Below are 23,254 nucleotides of genomic sequence, written 5' to 3'. Positions count from 1 at the left end.
CGTTTATCGGGGCTCAGGCAGCGTACGCACATGGATATCGGTTTGCGGGAAGGGGATATCGATACCTTCCTTCGCCAGGGCACTTGCCGTCGCTGCGTGTATTTCATGGGACAGCGGCATAATATCCAGAAGATCCTTAACAAAAACCCATATTTCAAAGTTTAGGCTGCTGTCTTCCAGCCCAACACAAAACACAGCCGGTGGCGGCTCCTCCGCTACCCGCTCATTGTTTTGGGCGACCTGAGTCAATATTTTCTGAACCTTATCCACATCGTTTCCATAGCCAACGCGCGCATGTAGCACCACCCGGGTGACTGCATCCGAGAGAGTCCAGTTTGTCAGGTCTTCAGTAACAAGGGTTTTGTTAGGAATAATCTGTTCTTTGCGGTCCCAGTCCACCAGGGTTGTGGCACGAATACGAATGCGCGCAACCGTGCCAGTTGTGCCACCAATAGTGACGGTATCGCCAACTCGGATCGGGCGCTCGAACAGAAGGATAATGCCGGAGACAAAATTGGCGACAATTTCCTGAAGCCCAAAGCCCAGGCCTACGCCCAGCGCTGCAATCAGCCACTGTAACTGGGACCATTGAACACCAATCACACCCAGGCAGGTAACGACGCCGGCAAGCACCAGCAGGTAAGTGGTAATTGTGGTGATTGCATAGCCGGCACCTGGCTCAAGGTCCAACCTGCTCAGCAATGTTACCTCGAGAGTCCCGGGGAGGTTTTTCGCGGCGAGAATGGTACCTGTAGCTACCAGCACAGATAACATGACATCCGCGAGTGTGATGGGTAACGGATCGCCTCCATCCAGGTTTGTGGCGATCGTCCATAAGGTGATGTCATTGAACAGTTGCAGTGCCGGAATGACGTCCGCCCAGAGAAAGAGCAGGCCTGTAACCGCCAGCGCTGAAATGATGATGCGCAGAAGAGCCGAGCTCTGTTCACTGATGTCCTGGAGGTTCATTTCCGGCATATCCAGGTTCTGAAGGCTGCTGTCAGCAGAAGCCTCTGAGGTGTCCCTGGCCTCTGCAGCTCTGCGCTCCGCCTCGCGTTGCTCTTTCAGGCGCTCAAGCATGAGCCGGCGCTCGCGAACGGAGAGAGCCCGCAGGGCAGTAAAGTAAAGCAGGGCGTTAAATGCCAGCCAGCAAATGGAAATAAACAGGTTGCGCTCCAGCTGGAGGGCGGTGTAGTGATAGCCGGCAAGCGATGCGGCGGCCAGCACAAGTGGCGTTGCCACCGCAGCGATATGCAGTAAAAGCAGAAAACCCGCCTGGGACTTGTAGTCACGTACGGCCGTCATAATCCGTTGTGCGAACACCGCCAGTGCAATGGAAACCAGTGTGAAGAGCAGCCGGCCCAGGCTGTCGTCAAACCGGATGCCTTCAGGTGTTGAGCTGGTCGAAGTTGTAATCACGGCAACCGGAATAACAAAGGCCATCAGAAGCGGCAGCTCCCGACGGATAACCAGCAATGAGCGGGGGTCCCAGTGAAAGTGACACTCCCCCAGCCCTTGCTTGCGGGCGACATTACGAATAGATGCGAGCAGAAACATGATAAAGGCAGCTGCGGTAAAGCCCTTTGAAAGGGCCGAATAAAATTCGTTGCCTTCCATCAACAAAAGCGCAATCAATGAAAAGCCGAGAACCCCCGGTAATGCCAGAAGCAGGCTGTTCACCAGGGCCAGTAATGTGAAAGCGACGCGGTCATGCCCCACGTTACCTATATGGTGGTTGTTCTCCTGAAGGTTATTTCTGATGGTTCTGCGACTGGCAAGCAATACGATAAGCAAGATAGTGACCAAGGCCACGCTGCCACCACGTTCACTGACTGAACGGGTAACCGCATCGCGCAAGGTGCTGAAACGCAGTTGTGACAGAAACCATTTGGCGGACTCAACAAGCCCTCCGGCAGTATCCGAGCTGACAAGTGCTGCGCTGGGCAACCAGAACAACCGTTGCTGTAACAGAGTCTGGTATTTCCGCACCTGGTCCTGAAGGGCGGTGACAGTATTAAAGTATTCATTAAGAACACTTATGTGTCCGGTCACGGCGGTGTGGAGTTCACGCAGAATCTTTGAGCGCCGACGCCTGAGCTGGCCCTGTGTATCGTCATCCAGGTCTGTAAGCGCTTCAAATTCTTCCAGTCGCAGTTGCTCCTCTCGCGCAGTTGAGAGCTTGTCCTGGATGCCTGAAATCAGGTCGCTGGCAATGCTTTGATCCTGCAGGCGATCCAGTCTTTGTTGCAGAAGCTCGGCATAGTCGGCCGTGAGGTTAAGTCCTGCTTTCTCAAGCCGCAGCTCAAAACTCTCGTATTCATCTTGCAGGCGGGACAGGATTGTTTCTGCATAGTTCAGCCGCCCCCGGCTTGCGCGTAAGGCTGCCTGCCTGTGCTCAAGAGATTCGCTTAAGGTCCGGATCTGGTCCTGAATGTCTGTGTTGACGGTGTCTGGAAGTTCAATTTCCGGGGGCGCCTCTGTGCTTTTTTCCAGTTCAGGCTGCACAGCCGGACGGGCTTCTTCAGGCTCATCAGACGGCTGTTCTGCCAGAGCAGTGGAGGTCGGGAAAAGGAGTAGGAGCAGAAGTGCTCCGGCCAGCAAAGGTGTCAGAACTGAACAGCGGGACGGAGAGTGCTTCATGGTTCTGCTCACAGGAGTGGGTTGGGTCAGGCGCTTGAGAGTGGCTTCTTTCTGAGCTCCGGCGGATGGTCCGGCCCGGCCGTAAGCCACCATACATTTTCATCCCAGTCGCCCAGCACGATGCGTTTTGCCTTTGCCCCGTGTACCGTCAGGTTGTGTTCCGCCGGCCGGTGAGTGTGGCCATGAATCAGTTGCGGTACATTGTAGGCTTCCATTACCCGCACCACTTCATCAGGCGTGACGTCCATAATGTCCTGGGCTTTGTCACGATTTGTCGCCATGCTCATTTCCCGCAGTTGCCGGGCCATTTGCTGACGCTCACTCAGCGGGCGGGCCAGTATGAGTTCCTGGGTTTTTGCATTGCGCATGTTGGCACGGAACTTCTGATACTCCACATCTGCCGTACACAAGCTGTCGCCATGCATCAGCAGCGTCGGTGTACCGTACAGATTGATAAGCGTGGGATCGTCGAGCAAGGTGGCACCAGCCCGCTCGCAGTAATCCGTACCCAGCAGAAAATCACGGTTGCCATGCATAAGGAAAATGCGGGTTCCGCTGTCGCTGAGTTTGCGTAATGCCGCTGCAACCTGCTCCTGTAACGGAGTGTGTTCGTCGTCTCCGATCCAGGCCTCGAAGAAGTCGCCAAGAATGTATAACTGCTCTGCGCCCGGGGCTTCCTTTTTCAGAAAGCCAAGAAACGCCCTGGTAATATCAGGGCGTGACTCTTCCAGATGCAGATCGGAAATGAACAGCGTCGTCACGCTGCGCCCCCGTCCTCTGTAACTGTGGCTTTTTCAATGACGACGTCTTCAAACGGCACGTCCTGATGGCCGGCTTTCGTCGTTGTGCGCACGGCACGGATGGCGTTCACTGTGTCCATGCCTTCTACAACCTTACCGAAAACGCAGTAACCCCAGCCTTCGGGATTTTTTGCAGAGTGATCCAGAAAGCCATTGTCTTCTACGTTAATAAAGAACTGTGCTGTGGCGGAATGCGGGTCCATGGTGCGGGCCATGGACACCGCGCCTTTCATATTACTGAGGCCATTGTCAGCCTCGTTCCTGATAGGGTCGCGGGTTTTCCTGGCTGCCATGCCTGGCTCAAAGCCACCGCCCTGCACCATAAAGTTACTGATAACCCGGTGAAAAATCAGCCCGTCGTAGAAGCCGTCACGAACATACTGTTCAAAGTTCTTTGCGGTTTCCGGAGCTTTTTCATGGTTCAGTTCAATCTTGATATCACCGTGGTTGGTGGTCAGAACAATCATCAGGGGTTCCTGTTCGTAGGGAGTGAATCGGTTTAAAGTCGTTATTGTACTCAAGAGTTTCCTGCTATGCATGAGTCTGACCCGGATTTATGAGTATAATAGCCGGTTTATGACCCACTTCTTTTAACAGAGATTGTATGAGCGCCGAGTCGAAGAAAGCCCATAACTTTATTGAGAACCTGATTGAAGACGCCATCGCTAAAGGCGACCACACCGGACAGGTAGTTACCCGTTTCCCACCTGAGCCCAATGGATACCTTCACGTTGGCCACGCCAAGTCTATCTGTCTTAATTTTGGTATTGCCCAGAGGTTTGGCGGGATATGCAATCTGCGGTTTGATGATACCAATCCGGAAAAGGAGAATCAGGAATATATCGATGCCATTAAACGGGATGTTGAGTGGCTGGGCTATACCTGGAACGGGGATGTGCGCTATGCCTCCGATTATTTTGATGCCCTGTACTACTTTGCCGAAGAACTGATCATGCGGGACAAGGCTTATGTGTGCGCCTTGTCTGCTGAGGAAATGACAGAGTACCGGGGGACGCTGACCGAGCCGGGCAAAAACAGCCCCTACAGGGAGCGCCCGACAGACGAGAGCCTGAGGCTCTTCCGCGACATGCGTGAAGGAAAGTTCGACGACGGTGAGCTGGTGTTGCGGGCGAAAATAGATATGGCTTCCCCGAATATGAACATGCGGGACCCGATTCTTTACCGCATCCGTTATGCGGAACACCACCAGACAGGCGACAGGTGGTGCATTTATCCGATGTACGACTTCACGCATCCTATCTCGGATGCCATGGAAGGAATCACGCACTCTCTGTGTACGCTGGAATTTGAAGACCACCGGCCACTTTATGAGTGGGTTTTGGAGAATATCACCGCACCCTGTGAGCCAAGGCAGATTGAGTTCGCTCGTCTTAACCTGAACTACACCATCACCAGTAAGCGCAAGCTCAAGCGACTGGTGGACGAGCATGTGGTGGAGGGCTGGGATGACCCCCGCATGCCAACCATATCCGGTATGCGTCGCCGCGGGTACACACCCGAATCCCTGCGAACGTTCTGCGACATGATTGGCGTGAACAAGGCCGGCGGCGTTGTTGATATGGGCATGCTCGAGTTCGCGATACGGGAAGACCTCAACACCCGTGCACCGCGTGCAATGTGTGTGATGCGGCCGCTCAAGGTAACACTGACCAACTATCCGGCGGACAAAACAGAGACTCTGGAGTTGCCGGTACACCCGCAAAACCCGGATATGGGGCAGCGGGAAGTCACCTGGAGTCAGACGCTTTATATTGATCGTGAGGACTTTGCAGAAGAGCCGCCACGCAAATGGAAGCGCCTGGCCCCGGATAAGGCCGTACGTCTTCGGGGTGGCTATGTCATGACCTGTAAGGAAGTGGTGCGGGACGCATCCGGCGAGATTATCGAGCTTCGTTGTGAATACGATCCTGCCACTCTGGGTGTGAACCCGGAAGGTTATAAGCCCAATGGTGTTATCCATTGGGTATCGGCAAGTCACAGTGTTGAGTGCGATATCAATCAGTACGACCGGCTGTTCAGCGAGGAATTTCCGGACAGCGACCGGGAAGCGGACTTTCTTGATCATGTGAATCCGGAATCGCTGGTGGTGCTCAGGGGGGCGCGGGTAGAGCAGAATCTGGCAGACCCCATGACTGAACTGCCGTACCAGTTTGAGCGGGAAGGTTATTTTTTCTGTGACCAGGAACTGACTGCCCAGGCCGGTAAGCCGGTATTCAATCGCACTGTTACCCTGCGGGATTCCTGGGGTAAGTAACCGGTAAGTATTCGGGAGACAAGCCGTGATCAGAATTTACAATACGCTCACTCAGCAAAAAGAAACCTTTAAGCCCATTGAGCCGGGAAAGGTACGCATGTATGTGTGCGGAATGACGGTCTATGACTACTGCCACCTGGGGCATGCCCGGGTACTGGTGGCATTTGATGTGGTTACCCGCTACCTTCGCAGTCGGGGTTACGAAGTGACCTATGTGCGCAACATAACGGACATCGACGATAAGATTCTTCGCAGGGCAGAAGAGAATGGTGAGCCGTTTACTCAGCTGACTGAGCGCATGATCGATGCCATGCATGAGGATGAAGCCAGGCTGGGCGTGCTGCCCCCCACCGCAGAGCCCCGGGCAACTGAATATATTGACGAGATCATCGCCATGATCCGCACATTGATTGAGGCGGATCACGCATACGTTGCCGATAACGGTGATGTCTACTTTTCTGTTGCCTCTTTTAAAGATTACGGAAAGCTCAGCAAGAAAAACCTTGAGGATCTTCTGGCTGGCGCGCGGGTGGACGTAGAGGAAGCCAAGCGCAGTCCGGCAGACTTTGCACTGTGGAAGGCTGCAGGTGAAGGTGAGGTCAGTTGGCCGTCTCCCTGGGGAGATGGACGGCCCGGCTGGCACATTGAATGCTCTGCGATGTCTACCCGTTGCCTGGGCGATACCTTCGACATTCATGGAGGTGGGCCGGATCTGTTGTTCCCGCACCATGAAAACGAGCTTGCTCAGTCAGAGTGCGCCACAGGGCATAAGTTCGTGAACACCTGGATGCATGCAGGTGCCATTAGGGTGGACAAAGAAAAGATGTCCAAGTCCCTGGGTAACTTCTTTACCATCCGGGAAATACTGGAAACCTACCCGGCCGAGGTGGTGCGGTTTTTTCTGGTGTCCAGCCATTACCGCAGTCAGGTAGATTACTCGGAAGAGAATCTTGCTGAGGCCGGGCGTTCGCTGGCACGCCTCTATCACGCGCTACGCGGCATTGTGCCAGCGTCTTCAGAGACTGTGCCCGAGACCGGGCATGACCGCCATTTTATCGAGTTCATGAATGATGATTTTAACTGCGCGGGTGCGATCTCGGTGTTGCATGCTCTGGCTCATGACATAAATCAACAGCGCCGTGAGGGTCAGAATGAAGAGGCCAGGAAGTCGGCCGCCGTTATGGTTAGACTCGGGTCAGTGCTGGGGCTGCTGCAACAGGATCCTGATGCGTATTTTCAGGCAGATTCAGCCGGGGTCCTGAGTGCAGAAGACATAGAGGCTAAAATCCAGGCTCGTGCTGAAGCCCGCAAAGCCAGAGATTTTGCCGGCGCAGACCGGATTCGCGATGAGCTGGCAGAGCAGGGCGTCATTCTCGATGATTCCCGGGAAGGAACCAGCTGGCGTCGCAGTTGAAACCATCACTAAAGTCGTGTTGTTTTTTCTGGAAATGACCTTGTAGGGAATTTCACGTACAATACGCACTTCCATTTTACCGAGCCCGGCTGTGGGATACGGCCGGATCTTGTTAATCTACTGAGGCGATGAACGATGACAGAGCGCGTACAACTCGGCGGCATTCAGGTCGCAAAGAACTTGTATGACTTCGTGAACAACGAGGCTATTCCCGGCACTGGTCTGGATGCAGATAAATTCTGGGCGGATTTCGACGCTATTGTTAATGACATGGCGCCGCGTAACAACGAGCTGCTGGCTCAGCGTCAGTCGATCCAGGATAAAATGAACACCTGGAGTCGTGAACACAAAGGCCAGAAACTCGATATGGCCGCTTATAAGTCATTCCTCAAAGAAATTGGCTACCTGGTTGATGAGCCTGAAGATTTCAAAATCTCCACAGCAAATGTTGATCCGGAAGTTGCCACCATGGCGGGTCCTCAGCTGGTTGTGCCGATCACCAATGCCCGTTTTGCGCTGAACGCCGCAAACTCCCGTTGGGGCAGCCTGTACGATGCGTTGTATGGTACAGATGCTATTTCTGAAGAAGACGGCGCTGAAAAAGGCCGGGGGTACAACCCGGTCCGGGGCGCAAAAGTGATCGAGTTTGCCCGCAATCTTCTGGACAGCTCCGCACCCCTGGCAGCTGGCAGCCATAAAGACGCTGTCCAGTATCAGGTAGACGGTGGCAAGCTGGCCGTCAAACTGCAGAACGGCGATGTAACCGGCCTGAAAGATGAAGCCGGATTTGTAGGCTACGCAGGTGCACCGGACGCGCCCAGCGGCATTCTGCTGGTTAAAAATGGCATGCATTTCGAGATTCAGATTGATGCAAGTCATCCCATTGGCAAGGACGACGGTGCCCACGTTAAAGATGTGCTGATGGAGTCGGCACTGACCACCATCATGGACTGCGAAGACTCTGTTGCCACTGTCGACTCCGAAGACAAGACGCTGGCCTACAGCAACTGGCTGGGTCTGATGAAAGGCGACCTTGAAGAAACGTTCGATAAGGGCGGGGAGCGCCTCACCCGTCGAATGAACCCGGATCGCGAGTACACAGCAGCCGATGGGAGTGAGCTGACCCTGAAAGGCCGCAGTCTGATGTTCGTGCGTAACGTCGGACACCTGATGACCAACCCTGCGATTCTTCTGAAAGATGGCAGTGAAGTGCCTGAAGGACTGATGGATGGTCTTCTGACATCGCTGATCGCTATTCATGACCTGAAAGGTAATGCCCGCTTCCAGAACAGTGCCACGGGTTCCGTGTACATTGTTAAGCCGAAGATGCATGGCCCTGAAGAGGTTGCGTTTACCAACGAATTCTTTGGTCGGGTAGAGGACGCACTGGGTCTGCCGCGCTTTACGCTCAAAGTCGGTATTATGGATGAAGAGCGCCGCACCACAGTGAACCTGAAAGCCTGTATCCACGCTGCGAAAGAGCGGGCGGTGTTTATCAATACCGGCTTCCTGGATCGCACAGGCGATGAGATGCACACGTCCATGGAGCTTGGGCCATTCATTCGCAAGGGTGAAATGAAGCAGGCGGCCTGGATTGGTGCGTATGAGCAGTGGAACGTTGATGTGGGTCTGGAAACCGGATTCCGCGGCGTTGCCCAGATTGGTAAAGGTATGTGGGCCATGCCGGATCTGATGGCGGCTATGCTTGAGCAGAAGATTGGCCATCCGAAAGCCGGTGCCAATACTGCCTGGGTACCATCACCAACGGCCGCAACTTTGCATGCGATTCACTACCACCAGGTGTCTGTAGCGGATATCCAGAAAGACCTGGAAAGCCGCGCCCGTGCCAGCCTGGACGATATTCTCACGGTTCCTGTAATGGAAGACCCCTCCAGGCTGACAGAGGCTGATATTCAGCAGGAGCTGGATAACAACGCCCAGGGTATTCTGGGTTACGTTGTGCGCTGGATTGACAGTGGAGTCGGTTGTTCCAAGGTGCCGGACATCAATGACATCGGTCTGATGGAAGACCGCGCTACTCTGCGTATTTCGTCACAGCATCTGGCTAACTGGCTGTATCACGGCATCTGCACCACCGAGCAGGTGGAAGAAACCATGAAGCGTATGGCCAAGGTTGTTGATCAGCAGAACGCGAACGATCCTTCGTATCGCAACATGGCGTCTGACTTTGACAACAGCGTCGCATTCCAGGCAGCTATGGACCTGGTGCTGAAGGGGCGTGAGCAGCCGAATGGCTACACCGAGCCGCTGCTGCATGCGTATCGCCTGAAGGCAAAGGAAGCGTTCAGCGCTTAATCGCTGCTGAAGTCAAAAAAACCCGCTACGGCGGGTTTTTTTGTGTCTGTGGTGCGATCACGCTGTTCCGGAAGGTTGTAAAATTAATCGTGCAATTCGTTGGCCGCGTAAAGCGTATTTTGTAGCAGGGTGGCAATGGTCATCGGGCCGACACCGCCCGGCACGGGCGTAATATAAGCGGCTCGGTCTGATGCAGCTGCAAAGTCCACATCGCCTTGCAGTTTTCCACTTTCGAGGCGATTGATGCCAACGTCGATGACAGTTGCGCCCGGCTTTACCCAGTCGCCCTTGATCAGGCCAGGCTTGCCCACAGCGGCAATCAGAATGTCGGCTTCACGAACAAATTTTTCCAGATCTGGTGTGAACCGGTGGCAGACAGTGGTCGTGGCGCCCTTGAGCAGCAGCTCCATGGTCATGGGACGGCCTACGATATTAGAGGCGCCAACAATGACTGCATGCTGCCCCTTGTAAGGTGTGTTGATGCTGTCCAGCAACGTGATTACACCTGCCGGCGTGCACGGCCGCAAAGCAGGCTTACGCTGTACCAGGCGACCTATGTTGTAGGGATGGAAGCCATCCACATCTTTGTCAGGGCGGATCTTCAGTAGAATCGGGTCGGCGTCCAGATGCTGTGGCAATGGAAGCTGAACCAGAATGCCATCTATCTCGGGGTTTTCGTTCAGCTCATCTACAAGAGCTTCAAGAGCCTGTTGGCTGGTGTCGGCAGGCAGGTCGTAAGAGAGGGAGTAAATGCCGGCAGCATCGCAGGCTTTTCGCTTGTTGCCTACGTATATCTCGGAAGCCGGGTCGCTGCCGACCAGGATTACAGCCAGGCCGGGTGCACGCAGGCCCTGGCGGGTACGGGCCTTTACGCCGTCAGCAACCTGCTGTTTGACTGCTGCAGCGATTTCTTTTCCATTGATCAGTTTGGCGCTCATGTTGGTGTCTTGTCGGTTGGGTTTGGTAAATGAAAGGCGCGGTATTGTCTCACGCCTGCACCCTAACTCCAATCAGGGCAGGCAGAGTTCGTTATGCTGTCCGGTCAGTAAAAACACGGAATATCACAATTATTTAGCATATAATGAAAATCGTGGTTGACGGATTGGAAAAGCGACGGTAATATTCGCGCCAACTTTGCTGATGCACATGTTGTTCAGTTCAGACGGGGTATAGCGCAGTCTGGTAGCGCGCCTGCTTTGGGAGCAGGATGTCGGGAGTTCGAATCTCTCTACCCCGACCATTTTCTGGATGTTCAGCTAAGCGAACGGTCGAGCGCTCGTAGCTCAGCTGGATAGAGCATCGGCCTTCTAAGCCGAGGGTCGCAGGTTCGAGTCCTGCCGGGCGCGCCATTAAGCCGTAGCTTGGGCAGTGTCGGACCAAACGCAGCAAAGTCAGACGAGTTAATGAATGTGCCGAAAGGCATGTCCCGATGTGGTGGACGTAGCTCAGTTGGTAGAGCTCAGGATTGTGACTCCTGCGGTCGAGGGTTCGATCCCCTTCGTCCACCCCACTTTTTCTGAACTACCCTGTTTTAACCATTTGTCGCCGTAGCGAGCTAAATTGTCGCGGTTTAAAATATGGCGCAAAGGTCGACAGAATTGCGGGTTGTGGCGAAATTGGTAGACGCGCCAGATTTAGGTTCTGGTTCCGAGAGGAGTGGGAGTTCGATTCTCCCCAACCCGACCATTTGAAAGGCCCCTGGATTTTATCCAGGGGCCTTTTTTTTTCAGTTTTAGCCCCAACCTCCTGTAATTAAGTGCTGCCGTGTTCACGAACCCTGAGATAGCCGGCTACAGGTGATTCTCTCGCATGGTCAAACCGTGATAAACTATCGGCTTTTAATTCACTGATATATCGAACCCGAAATTTGAGGATCTTCCATGCAAGTGTCTGTAGAAACGACCTCCAACATCGAGCGTCGCATGACGATTGGTGTGCCCGCCCAGGAAATTGACCAGGCGGTTCAGAAACGCCTCCAGGAAACTGCACGCACTGTGCGTCTGAACGGTTTCCGTCCCGGGAAGGTGCCCATGAGTGTCGTCAAGCGTCGTTTCGGTGACAGTGTTCGCCAGGAAATTGTCGGCGAAGTCATGCGCGACAATTACATCAAGGCACTGCAGGAGCAGAACATTGAGCCGGCAGGCTGGCCCCAGCTTGAACCAAAGACAATGGAAGAGGGCAAAGACCTTGAGTTTGTTGCCACTTTCGAAGTGCTTCCGGAAATTGAGCTGGGCGATCTGAGCGAGGTCTCCATCGAAAAAATGACCTCCGAGATTACCGACAAAGACATCGACAAAATGATCGATAATCTGCGTCGCCAGCAGGCCACTATGAAGTCGGTCAAGCGTAAGTCCAAGAACAAGGACGTGCTGACCATCGACTTCAAAGGCTTTATTGATGGCGAGGAGTTCGAAGGCGGTGCTGCAGAGGGCCACAAGCTGACTCTGGGTTCCGGTCAGATGATCCCGGGCTTCGAAAAGGCCATTGTTGGCGGCAAAGCGGGTGAAGAGTTCGAGATTGAGGTGACCTTCCCTGAGGATTACCACAACGAAGATCTGAAAGGTAAGCCGGCGAAGTTTGAAATCAAGATTCACGAAGTGGAAGAGCCGCAGCTGCCTGAACTGGATGCCGAGTTCTTCAGCAAGTTTGGCATTGAAGCAGAAGATGAAGCCGGGTTCCGCGAGGAAGTGCAGAAGAACATGGAGCGAGAGCTCAAGCAAGCTATCTCCAACAAGGTCAAGAATGACGTTGTAGATGGCCTTCTGGAAACAACCGAAGTGGATATCCCGACCGCGCTGGCAGACCAGGAAATTGACCGTCTGCGCCAGGATGCCGTTCAGCGTTTTGGTGGCCAGGTAGATTTCCAGCAGCTGCCCAAGGAGATTTTCCAGGAGCAGGCTGAGCGTCGCGTTAAAACCGGTCTTTTGTTTCAGGAAGTGGTCAAGGCAAACGACCTGAAGGTGGACGCAGCCCAGGTTGATGAAAAGATCCAGGAGATTGCATCAACCTATGAGCAGCCAGACGAGGTGATTGCACACTTCAACAACAACCCGGAGCAGAAGAACCAGATCGAATCGTCGGTTCTGGAAGACCAGGTGGTTGATCACGTGCTTTCTCAGGCGAAAGTCAAAGAGAAAAAGGTTAAGTACGAAGAAGCCATCCAGGCCGGGCAGCAGTCGCAGGGCTAACAGAGTAGGGCGTTAGTGCCGGGTCTGGTACAGTCCTGATCCGGCCAGCCCGGCTGTTTCCATCCTGACCCGCTGCTGGCACAGTACAGGGTGCAAGCACACTGATAAAGATGCGGCTATAAACCGTATCCCATATTCCATAAGGAGTTCAGGCGCATCATGATGCAGAAACCGATTGATGGTCCGGCAATGGTTACCAATTCCGGCCTGGTGCCGATGGTCATCGAGCAGACCGCCCGTGGGGAACGTTCATTCGACATTTATTCCCGTTTGCTCAAGGAGCGGGTAATCTTTATGGTCGGCCAGGTGGAAGACCACATGGCGAACCTGATCGTGGCGCAGCTTCTGTTCCTGGAGTCTGAGAACCCCGACAAAGACATACACTTGTACATCAACAGCCCCGGTGGCTCTGTAACTGCGGGTATGTCTATTTATGACACCATGCAATTTATCAAGCCTGATGTGTCCACCTTGTGTGTGGGACAGGCCGCGAGTATGGGGGCGTTCCTGCTGGCTGGCGGTGCTGAAGGCAAGCGAGCGTGTCTGCCGAACTCCAGAATGATGATTCACCAACCTCTGGGCGGTTACCAGGGGCAGGCTACGGATATTGAGATTCATACCCGTGAAATTCTCAAGATCCGGCATACATTGAACTCCATTCTGGCGCATCACACAGGGCAGGACCTTGAAACAGTCGCCAAAGACACAGATCGTGATAACTTCATGGATCCTGTGCAGGCTAAAGAGTATGGCCTGATCGACTCGATACTTGATAAGCGCGTGTCGAATAATTAATACTGGTAATAATTGCGTAATCCCTGGCCAGCGCCCGGGTGTCCGGGCGTTGGCAAAACGAGATCAGAGGTATTTCAATGGCAGATGAAAGAAACGGCGGCGGTGACGATAACGGTAAGTTGCTGTACTGCTCGTTTTGTGGAAAGAGCCAGCATGAAGTCCGTAAGCTCATTGCAGGGCCTTCGGTGTTCATCTGCGACGAGTGTGTCGACTTGTGCAACGATATAATCCGTGAAGAGATTCAGGAGAATGCACAGGAGGAGCCGAACGACCGCCTCCCAACACCGACTGAAATCCGCAACACGCTGGATGAGTATGTCATTGGCCAGGACCGTGCCAAAGTCGTACTCGCCGTCGCCGTTTACAACCATTACAAACGGCTTCGTTATGGCGAAGGTAAAGGTGATGTTGAGCTGGGTAAAAGTAACATACTGCTGATCGGGCCCACCGGTAGCGGTAAAACCCTGTTGGCCGAAACTCTGGCGCGCATGCTTAACGTGCCGTTCACCATCGCAGACGCTACTACGCTTACAGAAGCAGGCTATGTGGGTGAAGACGTAGAGAACATCATCCAGAAGCTGCTGCAAAAGTGCGATTACGATGTGGACAAGGCCCAGAGAGGCATTGTTTATATTGATGAGATCGATAAGGTGTCCCGCAAGTCGGATAACCCATCCATTACCCGGGACGTTTCCGGGGAAGGGGTTCAGCAGGCACTGCTTAAGCTGATCGAAGGTACGGTAGCGTCTGTGCCGCCTCAGGGCGGGCGTAAACACCCGCAACAGGAGTTTCTGCAGGTAGACACAGCGAACATGCTGTTTATCTGTGGCGGCGCGTTTGCCGGGCTGGACAAGGTGATCCGGGACCGTACCGAGAAGAGCAGTATTGGTTTTTCAGCGGCAGTGGCCAGCCGGGATGACAGCAAGAGTACCGGTGACGTCATCAAGAACGTAGAAACGGAAGATCTGGTCAAGTACGGCCTGATCCCCGAGTTTGTCGGCCGGCTGCCGGTGGTTGCCACACTGACAGAGCTCGACGAGGATGCGCTGGTGCAGATTCTCACCGAGCCGAAAAACTCCCTGATCAAGCAGTATCAGAAGCTCTTTGATATGGAAGGGGTTGACCTGGACTTTCGTGATGACGCCCTGCTCGCCGTTGCGAACAAAGCGCTGGAACGTAAGACCGGTGCCCGTGGTCTGAGGTCCATCATGGAAGCGACGTTGCTGGACACTATGTATCAGATCCCGTCGGAGCAGGACATCTCCAAAGTGGTGATCGATGAAAGTGTGATCAAGGGCGACTCTGAGCCGTTCAAGATTTACGCGAGTAACGATCAGGCAAAAGCTGTACCTGACGACTAAGCAGGCATGATGTCAGGGCAGTGAGTTCATCGGAAGTACTGAAAAAAGGGGCGGCAACGCCCCTTTTTTAATGATAGACCTGCCCGGGGCCTGTCACCGTGTGGTCAGATAAATAGTTTGCATTTTCAGAAGCTGCCCCAATGTAGAGTGGTAAGCTGAATGAAACACCGTCAGAGGAATCCCTATGACCCGGATACCCGAAGATATCGTGCAAGAGTACCCGCTGCTTCCACTTCGTGATGTAGTGGTGTTTCCGCACATGGTCGTCCCCCTGTTTGTGGGCCGCGAAAAATCCATCCAGGCTCTGGAAGCTGCGATGGAAGGAAGCAAAGAAATCCTGTTGGTAGCGCAGCGCGATGCGGCTACCGACGAGCCAGGCCCGAAGGACGTGTTTGAAGTGGGCACCCTGGCTACCGTATTGCAAATGCTCAGGCTCCCGGATGGAACCGTAAAAGTCCTGGTTGAGGGTAATGCCCGGGCCGCGCTTGGCAATATTACGGAAGACGAATACTTGTCCGGTAGCGCCAGGCTGCTGGAACCGGAGGGTGTATCTGAGCATGAACAGGAAGTGCTCCTTAAAACCCTCACGGAAGAGTTTGAAAAGTATGTAAAACTGTCCAAGAAGGTTCCGTCCGAGGTCTCCAGTGCCCTGAACGGTATCGAAGAGCTTGACCGGCTTGCCGATACAATGGCCGCCCATCTCGAGATGCGCATTCCCGAAAAGCAGGAGCTGCTTGAGGCACTCGACATCGGCCAGCGCGTTGAGCTGTTGCTTGGAAAACTGGATGGTGAGATCGACCTGATTGAGGTTGAAAAGCGTATTCGCGGCCGCGTTAAAAAGCAGATGGAGCGCAGCCAGCGTGAGTATTACCTGAACGAACAAATGAAGGCTATCCAGAAAGAAATGGGTAACCTGGGTGAGGGTAATAACGACTTCGAAGAGCTTGAAAACAAGATCGAAGAGGCCGGCTTACCAGAAGAGGCGCGCAAAAAGACAGAAGCAGAGCTGAACAAGCTGAAAATGATGTCGCCCATGTCCGCCGAAGCGACGGTGGTGCGTGGTTATATCGACTGGATGCTGGCTGTGCCCTGGAAAAAGCGCAGCCGGGTACGTCATGACATCGAAAAGGCCCGGGAGATTCTGGATCAGGATCACTACGGTCTGGATGAAGTTAAAAAGCGGATCCTTGAGTACCTGGCGGTGCAAAGCCGGGTGAAGAAGGTCAAGGGTCCCGTGTTGTGCCTGGTGGGCCCCCCGGGTGTGGGTAAGACCTCTCTGGGACAGTCCATTGCCCGCGCGACAAACCGTAAATACACCCGCATGGCGCTGGGTGGGGTGCGTGATGAGGCTGAAATCCGTGGCCACCGTAAAACATACATAGGGGCACTGCCCGGCAAGCTGATCCAGAAGTTGTCCAAGGTGGAGGTTAAAAACCCGCTGTTCCTGTTTGATGAAATCGACAAGTTGGGAATGGATCACCGTGGGGATCCGGCATCAGCACTTCTGGAGGTTCTGGACCCCGAGCAGAACCATACGTTCAACGACCATTACCTGGAAGTGGACTACGACCTCTCTGATGTCATGTTTGTATGTACCTCCAACTCCATGAACATACCGCCGGCACTTCTTGATCGCATGGAGATTATCCGGATTCCGGGGTACACAGAAGACGAAAAGGTGAACATCGCACTGAAGTACCTGTTGCCCAAACAGATCAAAGCCAATGGCCTGCGTAAGGATGAGCTGACCATACCCGAGGCGACATTGCGTGACATTATTCGCTATTACACCCGTGAAGCCGGCGTCCGTGGCCTGGAGCGGGAAATTGCCAAGATATGCCGCAAGGTGGTGCGCGAGCATGTGCAGTCAAAGGACAAGTCGACTCTCACAGTTGAGCCTGACATGCTTGAGGATTACTCAGGAGTTCGCAAGTTCAGCTATGGACTGGCCGAAGAAACCAACCAGATCGGGCAGGTAACCGGACTGGCATGGACTCAGGTTGGTGGCGAACTGCTGACTATTGAGTGTGCTCTCACGCCCGGCAAGGGCAGGGTTGTGAAAACCGGTTCCCTTGGCGATGTGATGCAGGAATCGGTACAGACAGCTCTCACTGTTGTCAGAAGTCGTGCCCCCGGGTTGGGCATAGCCGATGATTTCCACGAGAAACACGACCTGCATGTGCACGTTCCCGAAGGTGCCACACCCAAAGACGGCCCAAGTGCGGGTATTGGGATGTGTACAGCGCTTGTCTCGGCATTAACCAAGATTCCGGTGCGTGCAGACGTTGCAATGACGGGTGAAATTACTCTCCGTGGCCGGGTTCTGCCCATTGGCGGGCTCAAGGAAAAGCTGCTTGCAGCCCATCGGGGCGGCATAAAAACCATTGTGATACCAGATGAAAATGTCAGGGATCTCAAAGAGATACCTGATAACATCAAAGAGTCACTGGAAGTGATTCCGGTGAAGTGGATTGATGAGGTTCTGGATATTGCGCTTGCCTATGCCCCCGACCCGGATGCGGTAAAATCATCCTCCGGTGCGGGAGCCGGTAAGTCACGTGACGATGAAGGCGACAGTGCAGAGCGCATAAATACACATTAAACCCTACATGAGTTGTTGACATGCCGGAGAGCCCATTGGTATAACTGTTTCGCCGTGAAGCAGCCTGTATCAAGGGCTCCCGCGCTGTATTTGCCTATTCCAGAGACCGGTTTATTGCCGAAAGGAATAAGAAAACCGAAGAATGGAATTCTCGGACCGCATATGCGATAGTCGAGAACATCCGAGAAAAAATAATCCGACCTAGAACATCTTCAACCTGAAAGCGAAGGGGTTTAGTGTGAACAAGTCCGAACTGATTGATGAAATTGCAGAATCTGCAGATATCTCCAAAGCCGCCGCTGGCCGTGCTCTGGACGCAATGACAAGCTCTATCACCGGTGCCCTGAAAAAAGGCGATCAGGTTACCCTGATCGGCTTTGGTACTTTTTCTGTCAAGGATCGCGCCGCACGCACAGGCCGTAATCCACAGACAGGTGAAGAAATCCAGATTGCAGCTTCTAAAGTGCCTGGATTCAAGGCAGGCAAGGCCCTGAAAGACGCCGTCAAGTAACGGTTCTTTCTCCGGCAGTTCCTGTGAAAAGGCGTTGCCAAGAAGAATTCAAGGCGCATTCCGACAGGGTGCGCCTTTTTACGTTGAGTGCATCGGCAGCAGAGTCTGAGATAGCCGCCAAACGATAAAAACTGCACGACCTTGAACAGAGGTTCGGGAGAAACATGCTTCAAGATATTCGGGAAAATGCCCAGGGCACTATTGCCAAGATCATCATCGGTCTGCTGATTGTGTCGCTTTCCATTTGGGGAATGGATGCCATTGTTGGCGGCTTTTCCGGTGAGCCGGAAGTAGCAACGGTTAACGGCGAAGAAATCACCGAAAGAGAATTCCTGCGGGTGGTTCAGATGGAAAGCCAGCGCCGTTTGAGCGAGATGGAAAGCCCCGATCCGGCACTGCTGGATGAAGACCAGATTCGCAAAGAGGTGCTTGACTCTCTTATTCAGGAGCAGGTGCTGATTCAGGATGCCAATGAACAGGGGCTGGCGTTGACGGAATCAGACGTTGATGCACTGATTACCCAGATGCCGCAATTTCAGGTAGACGGGCAATTCAATCGCGATCGTTTTGTAGCCTCTGTACGTAACCTGGGCATGGGTGTGGGCGAGTTCCGCAACGCGATGCAGAAGCAGTATGTGGTGAACCAGATCCGTGGGGGCATCATGCAAAGTGGCCTTGTTGCCGATGAAAATGCCGCCCAGCTTCTGCGAATCCAGAACCAGACCCGCGATTTCCGGAGTGTTCAGATCCCCGAAACGGCGGTTGCGGATGAACTGGAAGTGACAGAGGCAGATATAGAAGCCTCCTATGAGGAAAACAGCGCAGCATTTCAGCAGCCGGAACAGGTGGATGCAGCCTATATCGTCTTGTCGCTGGATTCATTGGCAGAAAAAGTAGAAGTCACCCAGTCGGAGCTGGAGGCCTACTACCAGCAGCGTGCGGATGACCTGGCGCGTGAAGAGCGCCGTGCCTCTCACATTCTGGTGGAAAACTCAGCGGACTCCGGCGACACAATTGCAACCATTGAAGAACGTCTGAATGCCGGAGAGAGCTTTGAAGACCTGGCAAAAGAGTTCTCCGTGGACACCGTATCCGCAAAAGAAGGCGGTGACCTTGGCTATGCCGGTCGCGGTGTTTACGATGAAGCCTTTGAAGAAGCGCTGTTCAGTCTGGATGAAGGTGAAGTGTCTGAGCCGGTACAGACCAGCTTTGGTGTTCACCTGATCCGACTGGATGAGGTTCGGCGCTCAGACGTTCCACCGCTGGAAGACCTGGAGCAACAGCTTCGCAAGGAACTTGCCCGTGAGCAGGCTCAGGAAAAATACGCCGAAGTGAGGGCGCAGCTGGCAGATTCTGCTTACGCTGCAGACGACCTGGCCGGGCCTGCGAAAGAGATGGGGCTGGAGGTCCGCGAAATGGCCGGCATTACCAAAGACGGAGGCGAGGCCCCCTTTGACCATGCGGGCCTGATTCGCCAGCTGTTCTCTGAAGATGTCCTTGAGGCGGGGTATAACACCGAGCTGATTGATGTTGGCAATAATGTTTCTGTCGTGGCCCGTGTGCGCGAGCATCATGAAGCCCGACAGCTTGCGCTGGAAAACGTGCAAAACGATATACGCCGCAGCCTTGAGGCCCGTAAGACTCGCGAACTGCTCGCCGAACGAGCGCAGGCTGTGATCGCCGGGCTTGAAGACGGTAAAACTCTGGAAGAACTGAACGCTGGTGACTGGCAGCAGTTTGAGGACCAGGCGCGTAATACACGAGTTGCTGACCCTCAGGTTGTACAAACAGCCTTTTCGCTGAGCCGTCCTTCTGGCAGCAAACCCAGTTACGGTTTCGCCATGACGCCTTCTGGTGTTTCTGTCATTGCCCTCGATGCTGTAAACGACGGCAGTGTCGAAGATCGCAGTGAGGAGCTGCGACAGCTGCGTGAGTTTATGGCTTCTCTTGATGGTCAGCGTGAATACGCAGCTTATCAGCAGTTTCTCAGAAACCGTGCGGAAATCGCACGGCCATAGAGAACAGTCGTTGAATTTAAAGCCCGATTATCGCCCAGCGTTAATCGGGCTTTTTATTATCGCCTGTACGGGGGTTCTGATCAGTTGCAGATGAGAACCGTGTAGGTACCAGGCTGTCCTTTATTTTCTTGAGATGACCAAGAAAGTCAGAGCCACGTTTCAGCGTTACGCCGGTCGCCAGGATATCGATTACCGTCAGGTGGATGATTCTTGAGGACATGGGCATATAGACCTCAATATCCTCAGGCGCCGTGATTTCCAGCGCTGTTGTGCAGATTTCGGAAAGCGGAGAGTCCGGCGAGGTAATACCGATAACCGTGGCGCCGTTCTCCCGTGCGATGCGGGCAATGTCGACGGTTTCTCTGGTGCGCCCGGTATAGGAAATCATCACAATAACATCCCCGACATTGGCGCCGGCGGCCACCATTCGTTGCATCAGGGCATCGTCATAAGACATGACCGGAATGTTGAAGCGGAAAAACTTGTGTTGCGCATCCAGGGCAACAGAGGCAGAGCCCCCCATACCGAAGAAGTTGATCTGCCTGGCCTGGATCAGGTAATCGATCGCTGTTGCCAGAGCCTGGGGGTCCAGTGCCTGGCGCGCTTTTTCCAGGTTGGCCATGGTGCTCAGCATGATTTTATCGGCAAACTCTGCAACTGTGTCATCCGGTTCAATATTCTGACCGATATAGGGTGTGCCCGTAGCAATACTCTGTGCCAGGCGGATCTTGAAGTCGGGAAAGCCGGTAGCAGAAAAGCCACGGCAGAACCGGTTGACGGTAGGTTCGCTGACATTTGCGGCACGGGCGAGGGCTGCTATGCTGTAGCGGGTAGCAGCACTGGGGTCCCGAAGGATTGCCTCAGCTACTTTTCGTTCAGACTTGTTGAGAGTCTCCAGCCGGGACTGAATGTCCTCCAGCAGATTATCGTCACGATGCGCCTTATGTGGGGCCATCAAAGCTACTCCCTGATATCCTGATCAAAACATTGTGAATATGCACTGTACGCACTGATTGTACCGGGATTTAACGGTATATTGTGTAGTAAACGTATCAATACTCCGGCTCAGGGTTGGGTTAGTGCAGTTCCGAAAACATTATTTAGAGATAATTACTACATTTGAGGATCTGAGTCGTGGCTGACAGTACCGCAACCCCCTGCGACATTATGCTGTTTGGAGCGCTTGGCAACCTGGCCCGGCGCAAGTTGATTCCGGCTTTCTACCAGCTGGACAGAGCAGGATTGCTGGCTGAGGGCAGCAGAATACTGGCGCTGGCCCGACGGAACCTGGATGTCGCCGTCGTGCACAGACAGCTTCTTGGCGCTCTGGAAGAGTTCGTAAAGCCTGAAGAGTTTGACAGCTCGGCCGCGGAACGCTTCCTGCAACGCGTGGATTATCAGATTCTGGACTTTAACAACGCAGAAGATTTTCAGGTGCTCAATACCTGGCGCGAAGGGGCCAGAAACGAACTTATCGTTTACATGGCCTGCCCGCCTGCCATGTACGGGGTAATAGGCCGTAACCTCCACGCTGTCAGTTGCTGTACCGAAAGAACCCGTGTTGTGGTTGAAAAGCCCATTGGCCACGATCTGGAGTCGTCCCGTGTTATCAATGATGAACTGGGCGCCATATACAAAGAAAGCCAGTTGTTCCGGATAGATCACTACCTGGGTAAGGAAACAGTGCAGAACCTGATCGCGCTGCGCTTTGCCAACAACCTGTTTGCCTCCCAATGGGACCAGAACCACATTTCCCATGTGGAGATAACAGTTGCTGAGAGTGTCGGCATTGAAGGGCGCTGGGGCTACTTTGATAAGGCCGGTCAGGTCCGCGACATGATCCAGAACCACATGCTGCAGCTGTTGTGTCTGATTGCCATGGACCCGCCGTCGGATTTGTCCGCAGACAGCATTCGCGATGAAAAAGTAAAAGTGCTTAAGGCACTACGAAAGGTCACCCCGGACATGATGGCAAACTATGTGGTCCGGGGGCAGTATACAGCCGGCACAAGTACGGGAGAGCTGGTTCCCGGATACCTTGAAGAAGAGGGCGCCAACAAGAGAAGTGAAACAGAAACCTTTGTTGCTCTGAAAGTGGAAATTGATAACTGGCGCTGGTCCGGCGTGCCGTTTTATATCCGCACCGGCAAGCGTCTGCCGGAGAAGTTGTCGCAAATCATTATCCACTTCAAACCAGCACCCCATTATATTTTTGATCCGGACCAGAGGCATCTTGCCAATAACAAGCTGATTATCCGGCTGGAACCGGATGAGGGTATGTCTCTCAGGATACTGACCAAGGACCAGGGGCTTCACAAGGGCATGCGGTTGCGCCAGGGGCCGCTTGAACTGACATTCTCGGAAACCTTTGACGCCGGGCGTATCCCGGATGCCTATGAGCGTCTGCTCTGGGAAGTAATGAAAGGAAACCAGTACCTGTTTGTACGACGGGACGAAGTGGAACACGCCTGGCGCTGGGTAGATCGGATTATTCAGAACTGGAACGAAGGTGGAGAACCACCGAAGCGGTATGCCGCCGGCACCTGGGGGCCAGTGGCTTCGATTGCAATGATTACCCGTGATGGGAGGAGTTGGTATGAAGATGCCTGACCTGGCTTTACCCGCTGGAATAGACATGTGTTTTGGTACGTCCCCACAGGAGGTTGCCGAGAGGCTTGCCAATACAGTCGCGGGGTTTCTTCAGGCCCGCCTTGAGGCAGCGCCCCGTGCGAGCCTGGCGGTTTCCGGTGGTTCTACCCCGGCCCCCTTTTTTCAGGCCCTGTCTGTTAAGGATCTGGACTGGGGTCGTGTTGATATTGTGCTGGTGGACGAGCGCTGGGTAGACGAGGCAGATCCGGCCAGCAATACCCGACTGGTAAAACAGACTCTGCTGCAGAACAAGGCGGCGGCCGCACAGTTTTTTTCCCTGAAGCAACCTGGTAAGACGCCTCAAGAGGGACTGGATGCGGCTGAAGCGGAAATTGCGGAGCTGACACAGCCACTGGACGTGCTGGTTCTGGGAATGGGCAATGACGGCCATACTGCGTCCCTGTTCCCGGATGCTCCTGGCATTGAGGCGGCGATGGATCCGGGCAGCCGGCAATCTCTGGCTGCTGTGGCTCCCTTGTCTCAGGCACAGCCGCGCATAACACTGACATATGCGATGATGCGCGCAGCCCGGCTGGCGATCCTGCACCTGAAAGGCAATGATAAGATGGAGACGCTGAAGCGTGCCCTGGAGCAACCGGATGACTCGCTTGCGATGCCGGTTCGTGGATTTCTGAAGCCGGGTCTCAGCATTTTCTGGAGCCCCTGAGCCTTTTTTGACTCGTAT

Annotated in this window: 16 protein-coding genes and 4 tRNA genes; 15 read left to right on the top strand and 5 right to left on the bottom strand. The window is 54.0% G+C overall.

The features are described 5' to 3' along the window. Positions 1–3: 3 nt before the first annotated feature. The 3 genes from FFI95_RS09065 to FFI95_RS09055 are packed head-to-tail and all read right to left on the bottom strand — an operon-like array spanning position 4 to position 3,907. Positions 4–2,733, bottom strand: coding sequence for a mechanosensitive ion channel domain-containing protein (locus FFI95_RS09065; protein ID WP_246069463.1), 2,730 nt, complete (start codon positions 2,731–2,733; stop codon positions 4–6). Beyond that, entirely contained in the window at positions 2,667–3,401 is a 735-nt protein-coding gene (locus FFI95_RS09060; protein ID WP_144822088.1) for a UDP-2,3-diacylglucosamine diphosphatase, read from the bottom strand. The genes FFI95_RS09065 and FFI95_RS09060 overlap by 67 nt, the downstream gene beginning before the upstream one ends. Continuing rightward, on the bottom strand, positions 3,398–3,907 hold the full coding sequence (locus FFI95_RS09055; RefSeq protein WP_144822087.1) for a peptidylprolyl isomerase: 510 nt from the start codon (positions 3,905–3,907) through the stop codon (positions 3,398–3,400). The genes FFI95_RS09060 and FFI95_RS09055 overlap by 4 nt, the downstream gene beginning before the upstream one ends. Before the next feature lie 137 nt (positions 3,908–4,044). Between FFI95_RS09055 and FFI95_RS09050 the strand changes: the two genes are divergently transcribed. The 3 genes from FFI95_RS09050 to FFI95_RS09040 all read left to right on the top strand — a co-directional run bounded on the left by FFI95_RS09050 (position 4,045) and on the right by FFI95_RS09040 (position 9,445). Further along, positions 4,045–5,715: a glutamine--tRNA ligase/YqeY domain fusion protein gene (locus FFI95_RS09050; protein ID WP_144822086.1), complete on the top strand. Its 1,671-nt coding sequence runs from the start codon at positions 4,045–4,047 to the stop codon at positions 5,713–5,715. A gap of 25 nt (positions 5,716–5,740) precedes the next feature. Beyond that, positions 5,741–7,129: a cysteine--tRNA ligase gene (gene cysS, locus FFI95_RS09045; RefSeq protein ID WP_144822085.1), complete on the top strand. Its 1,389-nt coding sequence runs from the start codon at positions 5,741–5,743 to the stop codon at positions 7,127–7,129. A gap of 135 nt (positions 7,130–7,264) precedes the next feature. Further along, positions 7,265–9,445 carry a malate synthase G gene (locus FFI95_RS09040; RefSeq protein WP_144822084.1) on the top strand — a complete coding sequence of 727 codons (2,181 nt, stop codon included), beginning with the start codon at positions 7,265–7,267 and terminating at the stop codon, positions 9,443–9,445. A gap of 83 nt (positions 9,446–9,528) precedes the next feature. Here FFI95_RS09040 and folD read toward each other — a convergent pair whose 3' ends face one another. After that, a complete protein-coding gene (folD, locus tag FFI95_RS09035; RefSeq protein WP_144822083.1) occupies positions 9,529–10,383 on the bottom strand; it encodes a bifunctional methylenetetrahydrofolate dehydrogenase/methenyltetrahydrofolate cyclohydrolase FolD in 855 nt (284 codons plus the stop codon). 225 nt (positions 10,384–10,608) lie between these two features. On the opposite strand from folD, the gene FFI95_RS09030 reads away from it, so the two are divergent. The 10 genes from FFI95_RS09030 to FFI95_RS08985 all read left to right on the top strand — a co-directional run bounded on the left by FFI95_RS09030 (position 10,609) and on the right by FFI95_RS08985 (position 19,920). Beyond that, a tRNA-Pro gene (locus FFI95_RS09030) sits at positions 10,609–10,685 on the top strand. Between the two features lie 32 nt (positions 10,686–10,717). Then, a tRNA-Arg gene (locus FFI95_RS09025) sits at positions 10,718–10,794 on the top strand. Between the two features lie 85 nt (positions 10,795–10,879). Then, positions 10,880–10,955, top strand: a tRNA-His gene (locus FFI95_RS09020). Positions 10,956–11,046: 91 nt separating this feature from the next. Further along, positions 11,047–11,131, top strand: a tRNA-Leu gene (locus FFI95_RS09015). Positions 11,132–11,325: 194 nt separating this feature from the next. Further along, a complete protein-coding gene (gene tig / locus FFI95_RS09010; protein WP_144822082.1) occupies positions 11,326–12,633 on the top strand; it encodes a trigger factor in 1,308 nt (435 codons plus the stop codon). Between the two features lie 159 nt (positions 12,634–12,792). Then, entirely contained in the window at positions 12,793–13,428 is a 636-nt protein-coding gene (clpP, locus tag FFI95_RS09005; RefSeq protein WP_144822081.1) for an ATP-dependent Clp endopeptidase proteolytic subunit ClpP, read from the top strand. 77 nt (positions 13,429–13,505) lie between these two features. Continuing rightward, positions 13,506–14,789: an ATP-dependent Clp protease ATP-binding subunit ClpX gene (clpX, locus tag FFI95_RS09000; protein WP_144822080.1), complete on the top strand. Its 1,284-nt coding sequence runs from the start codon at positions 13,506–13,508 to the stop codon at positions 14,787–14,789. Positions 14,790–14,973: 184 nt separating this feature from the next. Further along, complete coding sequence (gene lon, locus FFI95_RS08995) at positions 14,974–17,391, top strand: endopeptidase La (RefSeq protein WP_144822079.1); 2,418 nt, start codon at positions 14,974–14,976, stop codon at positions 17,389–17,391. Positions 17,392–17,629: 238 nt separating this feature from the next. Next, entirely contained in the window at positions 17,630–17,902 is a 273-nt protein-coding gene (locus FFI95_RS08990) for an HU family DNA-binding protein (RefSeq protein WP_144822078.1), read from the top strand. A 164-nt stretch (positions 17,903–18,066) separates the two neighbouring features. Then, positions 18,067–19,920 (top strand): SurA N-terminal domain-containing protein, encoded by a 1,854-nt coding sequence (locus FFI95_RS08985; protein ID WP_144822077.1) that lies wholly within the window; start codon positions 18,067–18,069, stop codon positions 19,918–19,920. Between the two features lie 40 nt (positions 19,921–19,960). Here FFI95_RS08985 and FFI95_RS08980 read toward each other — a convergent pair whose 3' ends face one another. Next, positions 19,961–20,875, bottom strand: coding sequence for a MurR/RpiR family transcriptional regulator (locus tag FFI95_RS08980; RefSeq protein WP_144822076.1), 915 nt, complete (start codon positions 20,873–20,875; stop codon positions 19,961–19,963). 212 nt (positions 20,876–21,087) lie between these two features. On the opposite strand from FFI95_RS08980, the gene zwf reads away from it, so the two are divergent. Both zwf and pgl read left to right on the top strand, forming a co-directional pair. After that, positions 21,088–22,530, top strand: coding sequence for a glucose-6-phosphate dehydrogenase (gene zwf / locus FFI95_RS08975; protein ID WP_222120397.1), 1,443 nt, complete (start codon positions 21,088–21,090; stop codon positions 22,528–22,530). Beyond that, the gene (gene pgl / locus FFI95_RS08970) at positions 22,517–23,236 is read left to right on the top strand and encodes a 6-phosphogluconolactonase (protein ID WP_342778846.1); all 720 of its coding nucleotides are present in this window, start codon (positions 22,517–22,519) and stop codon (positions 23,234–23,236) included. The genes zwf and pgl overlap by 14 nt, the downstream gene beginning before the upstream one ends. Positions 23,237–23,254 lie beyond the last annotated feature (18 nt).

The sequence above is a fragment of the Marinobacter piscis genome (assembly GCF_007671655.1).
GTDB lineage: Bacteria > Pseudomonadota > Gammaproteobacteria > Pseudomonadales > Oleiphilaceae > Marinobacter > Marinobacter piscensis.
The sequence above is the reverse complement of the archived record's forward strand: the minus strand, read 5'-3'. Positions and strand labels throughout refer to the sequence as shown.

Bases quoted from the DNA above. Each gene is read 5' to 3' on its own strand.
- lon (WP_144822079.1), top strand. From the start codon at position 14,974: ATGACCCGGATACCCGAAGATATCGTGCAAGAGTACCCGCTGCTTCCA.
- FFI95_RS09055 (WP_144822087.1), bottom strand. From the start codon at position 3,907: ATGATTGTTCTGACCACCAACCACGGTGATATCAAGATTGAACTGAAC.
- tig (WP_144822082.1), top strand. From the start codon at position 11,326: ATGCAAGTGTCTGTAGAAACGACCTCCAACATCGAGCGTCGCATGACG.
- FFI95_RS08980 (WP_144822076.1), bottom strand. From the start codon at position 20,875: ATGGCCCCACATAAGGCGCATCGTGACGATAATCTGCTGGAGGACATT.
- clpX (WP_144822080.1), top strand. From the start codon at position 13,506: ATGGCAGATGAAAGAAACGGCGGCGGTGACGATAACGGTAAGTTGCTG.
- FFI95_RS09050 (WP_144822086.1), top strand. From the start codon at position 4,045: ATGAGCGCCGAGTCGAAGAAAGCCCATAACTTTATTGAGAACCTGATT.
- FFI95_RS09040 (WP_144822084.1), top strand. From the start codon at position 7,265: ATGACAGAGCGCGTACAACTCGGCGGCATTCAGGTCGCAAAGAACTTG.
- folD (WP_144822083.1), bottom strand. From the start codon at position 10,383: ATGAGCGCCAAACTGATCAATGGAAAAGAAATCGCTGCAGCAGTCAAA.
- FFI95_RS08985 (WP_144822077.1), top strand. From the start codon at position 18,067: ATGCTTCAAGATATTCGGGAAAATGCCCAGGGCACTATTGCCAAGATC.
- FFI95_RS09065 (WP_246069463.1), bottom strand. From the start codon at position 2,733: ATGGTGGCTTACGGCCGGGCCGGACCATCCGCCGGAGCTCAGAAAGAA.
- zwf (WP_222120397.1), top strand. From the start codon at position 21,088: ATGCTGTTTGGAGCGCTTGGCAACCTGGCCCGGCGCAAGTTGATTCCG.
- clpP (WP_144822081.1), top strand. From the start codon at position 12,793: ATGATGCAGAAACCGATTGATGGTCCGGCAATGGTTACCAATTCCGGC.
- pgl (WP_342778846.1), top strand. From the start codon at position 22,517: ATGAAGATGCCTGACCTGGCTTTACCCGCTGGAATAGACATGTGTTTT.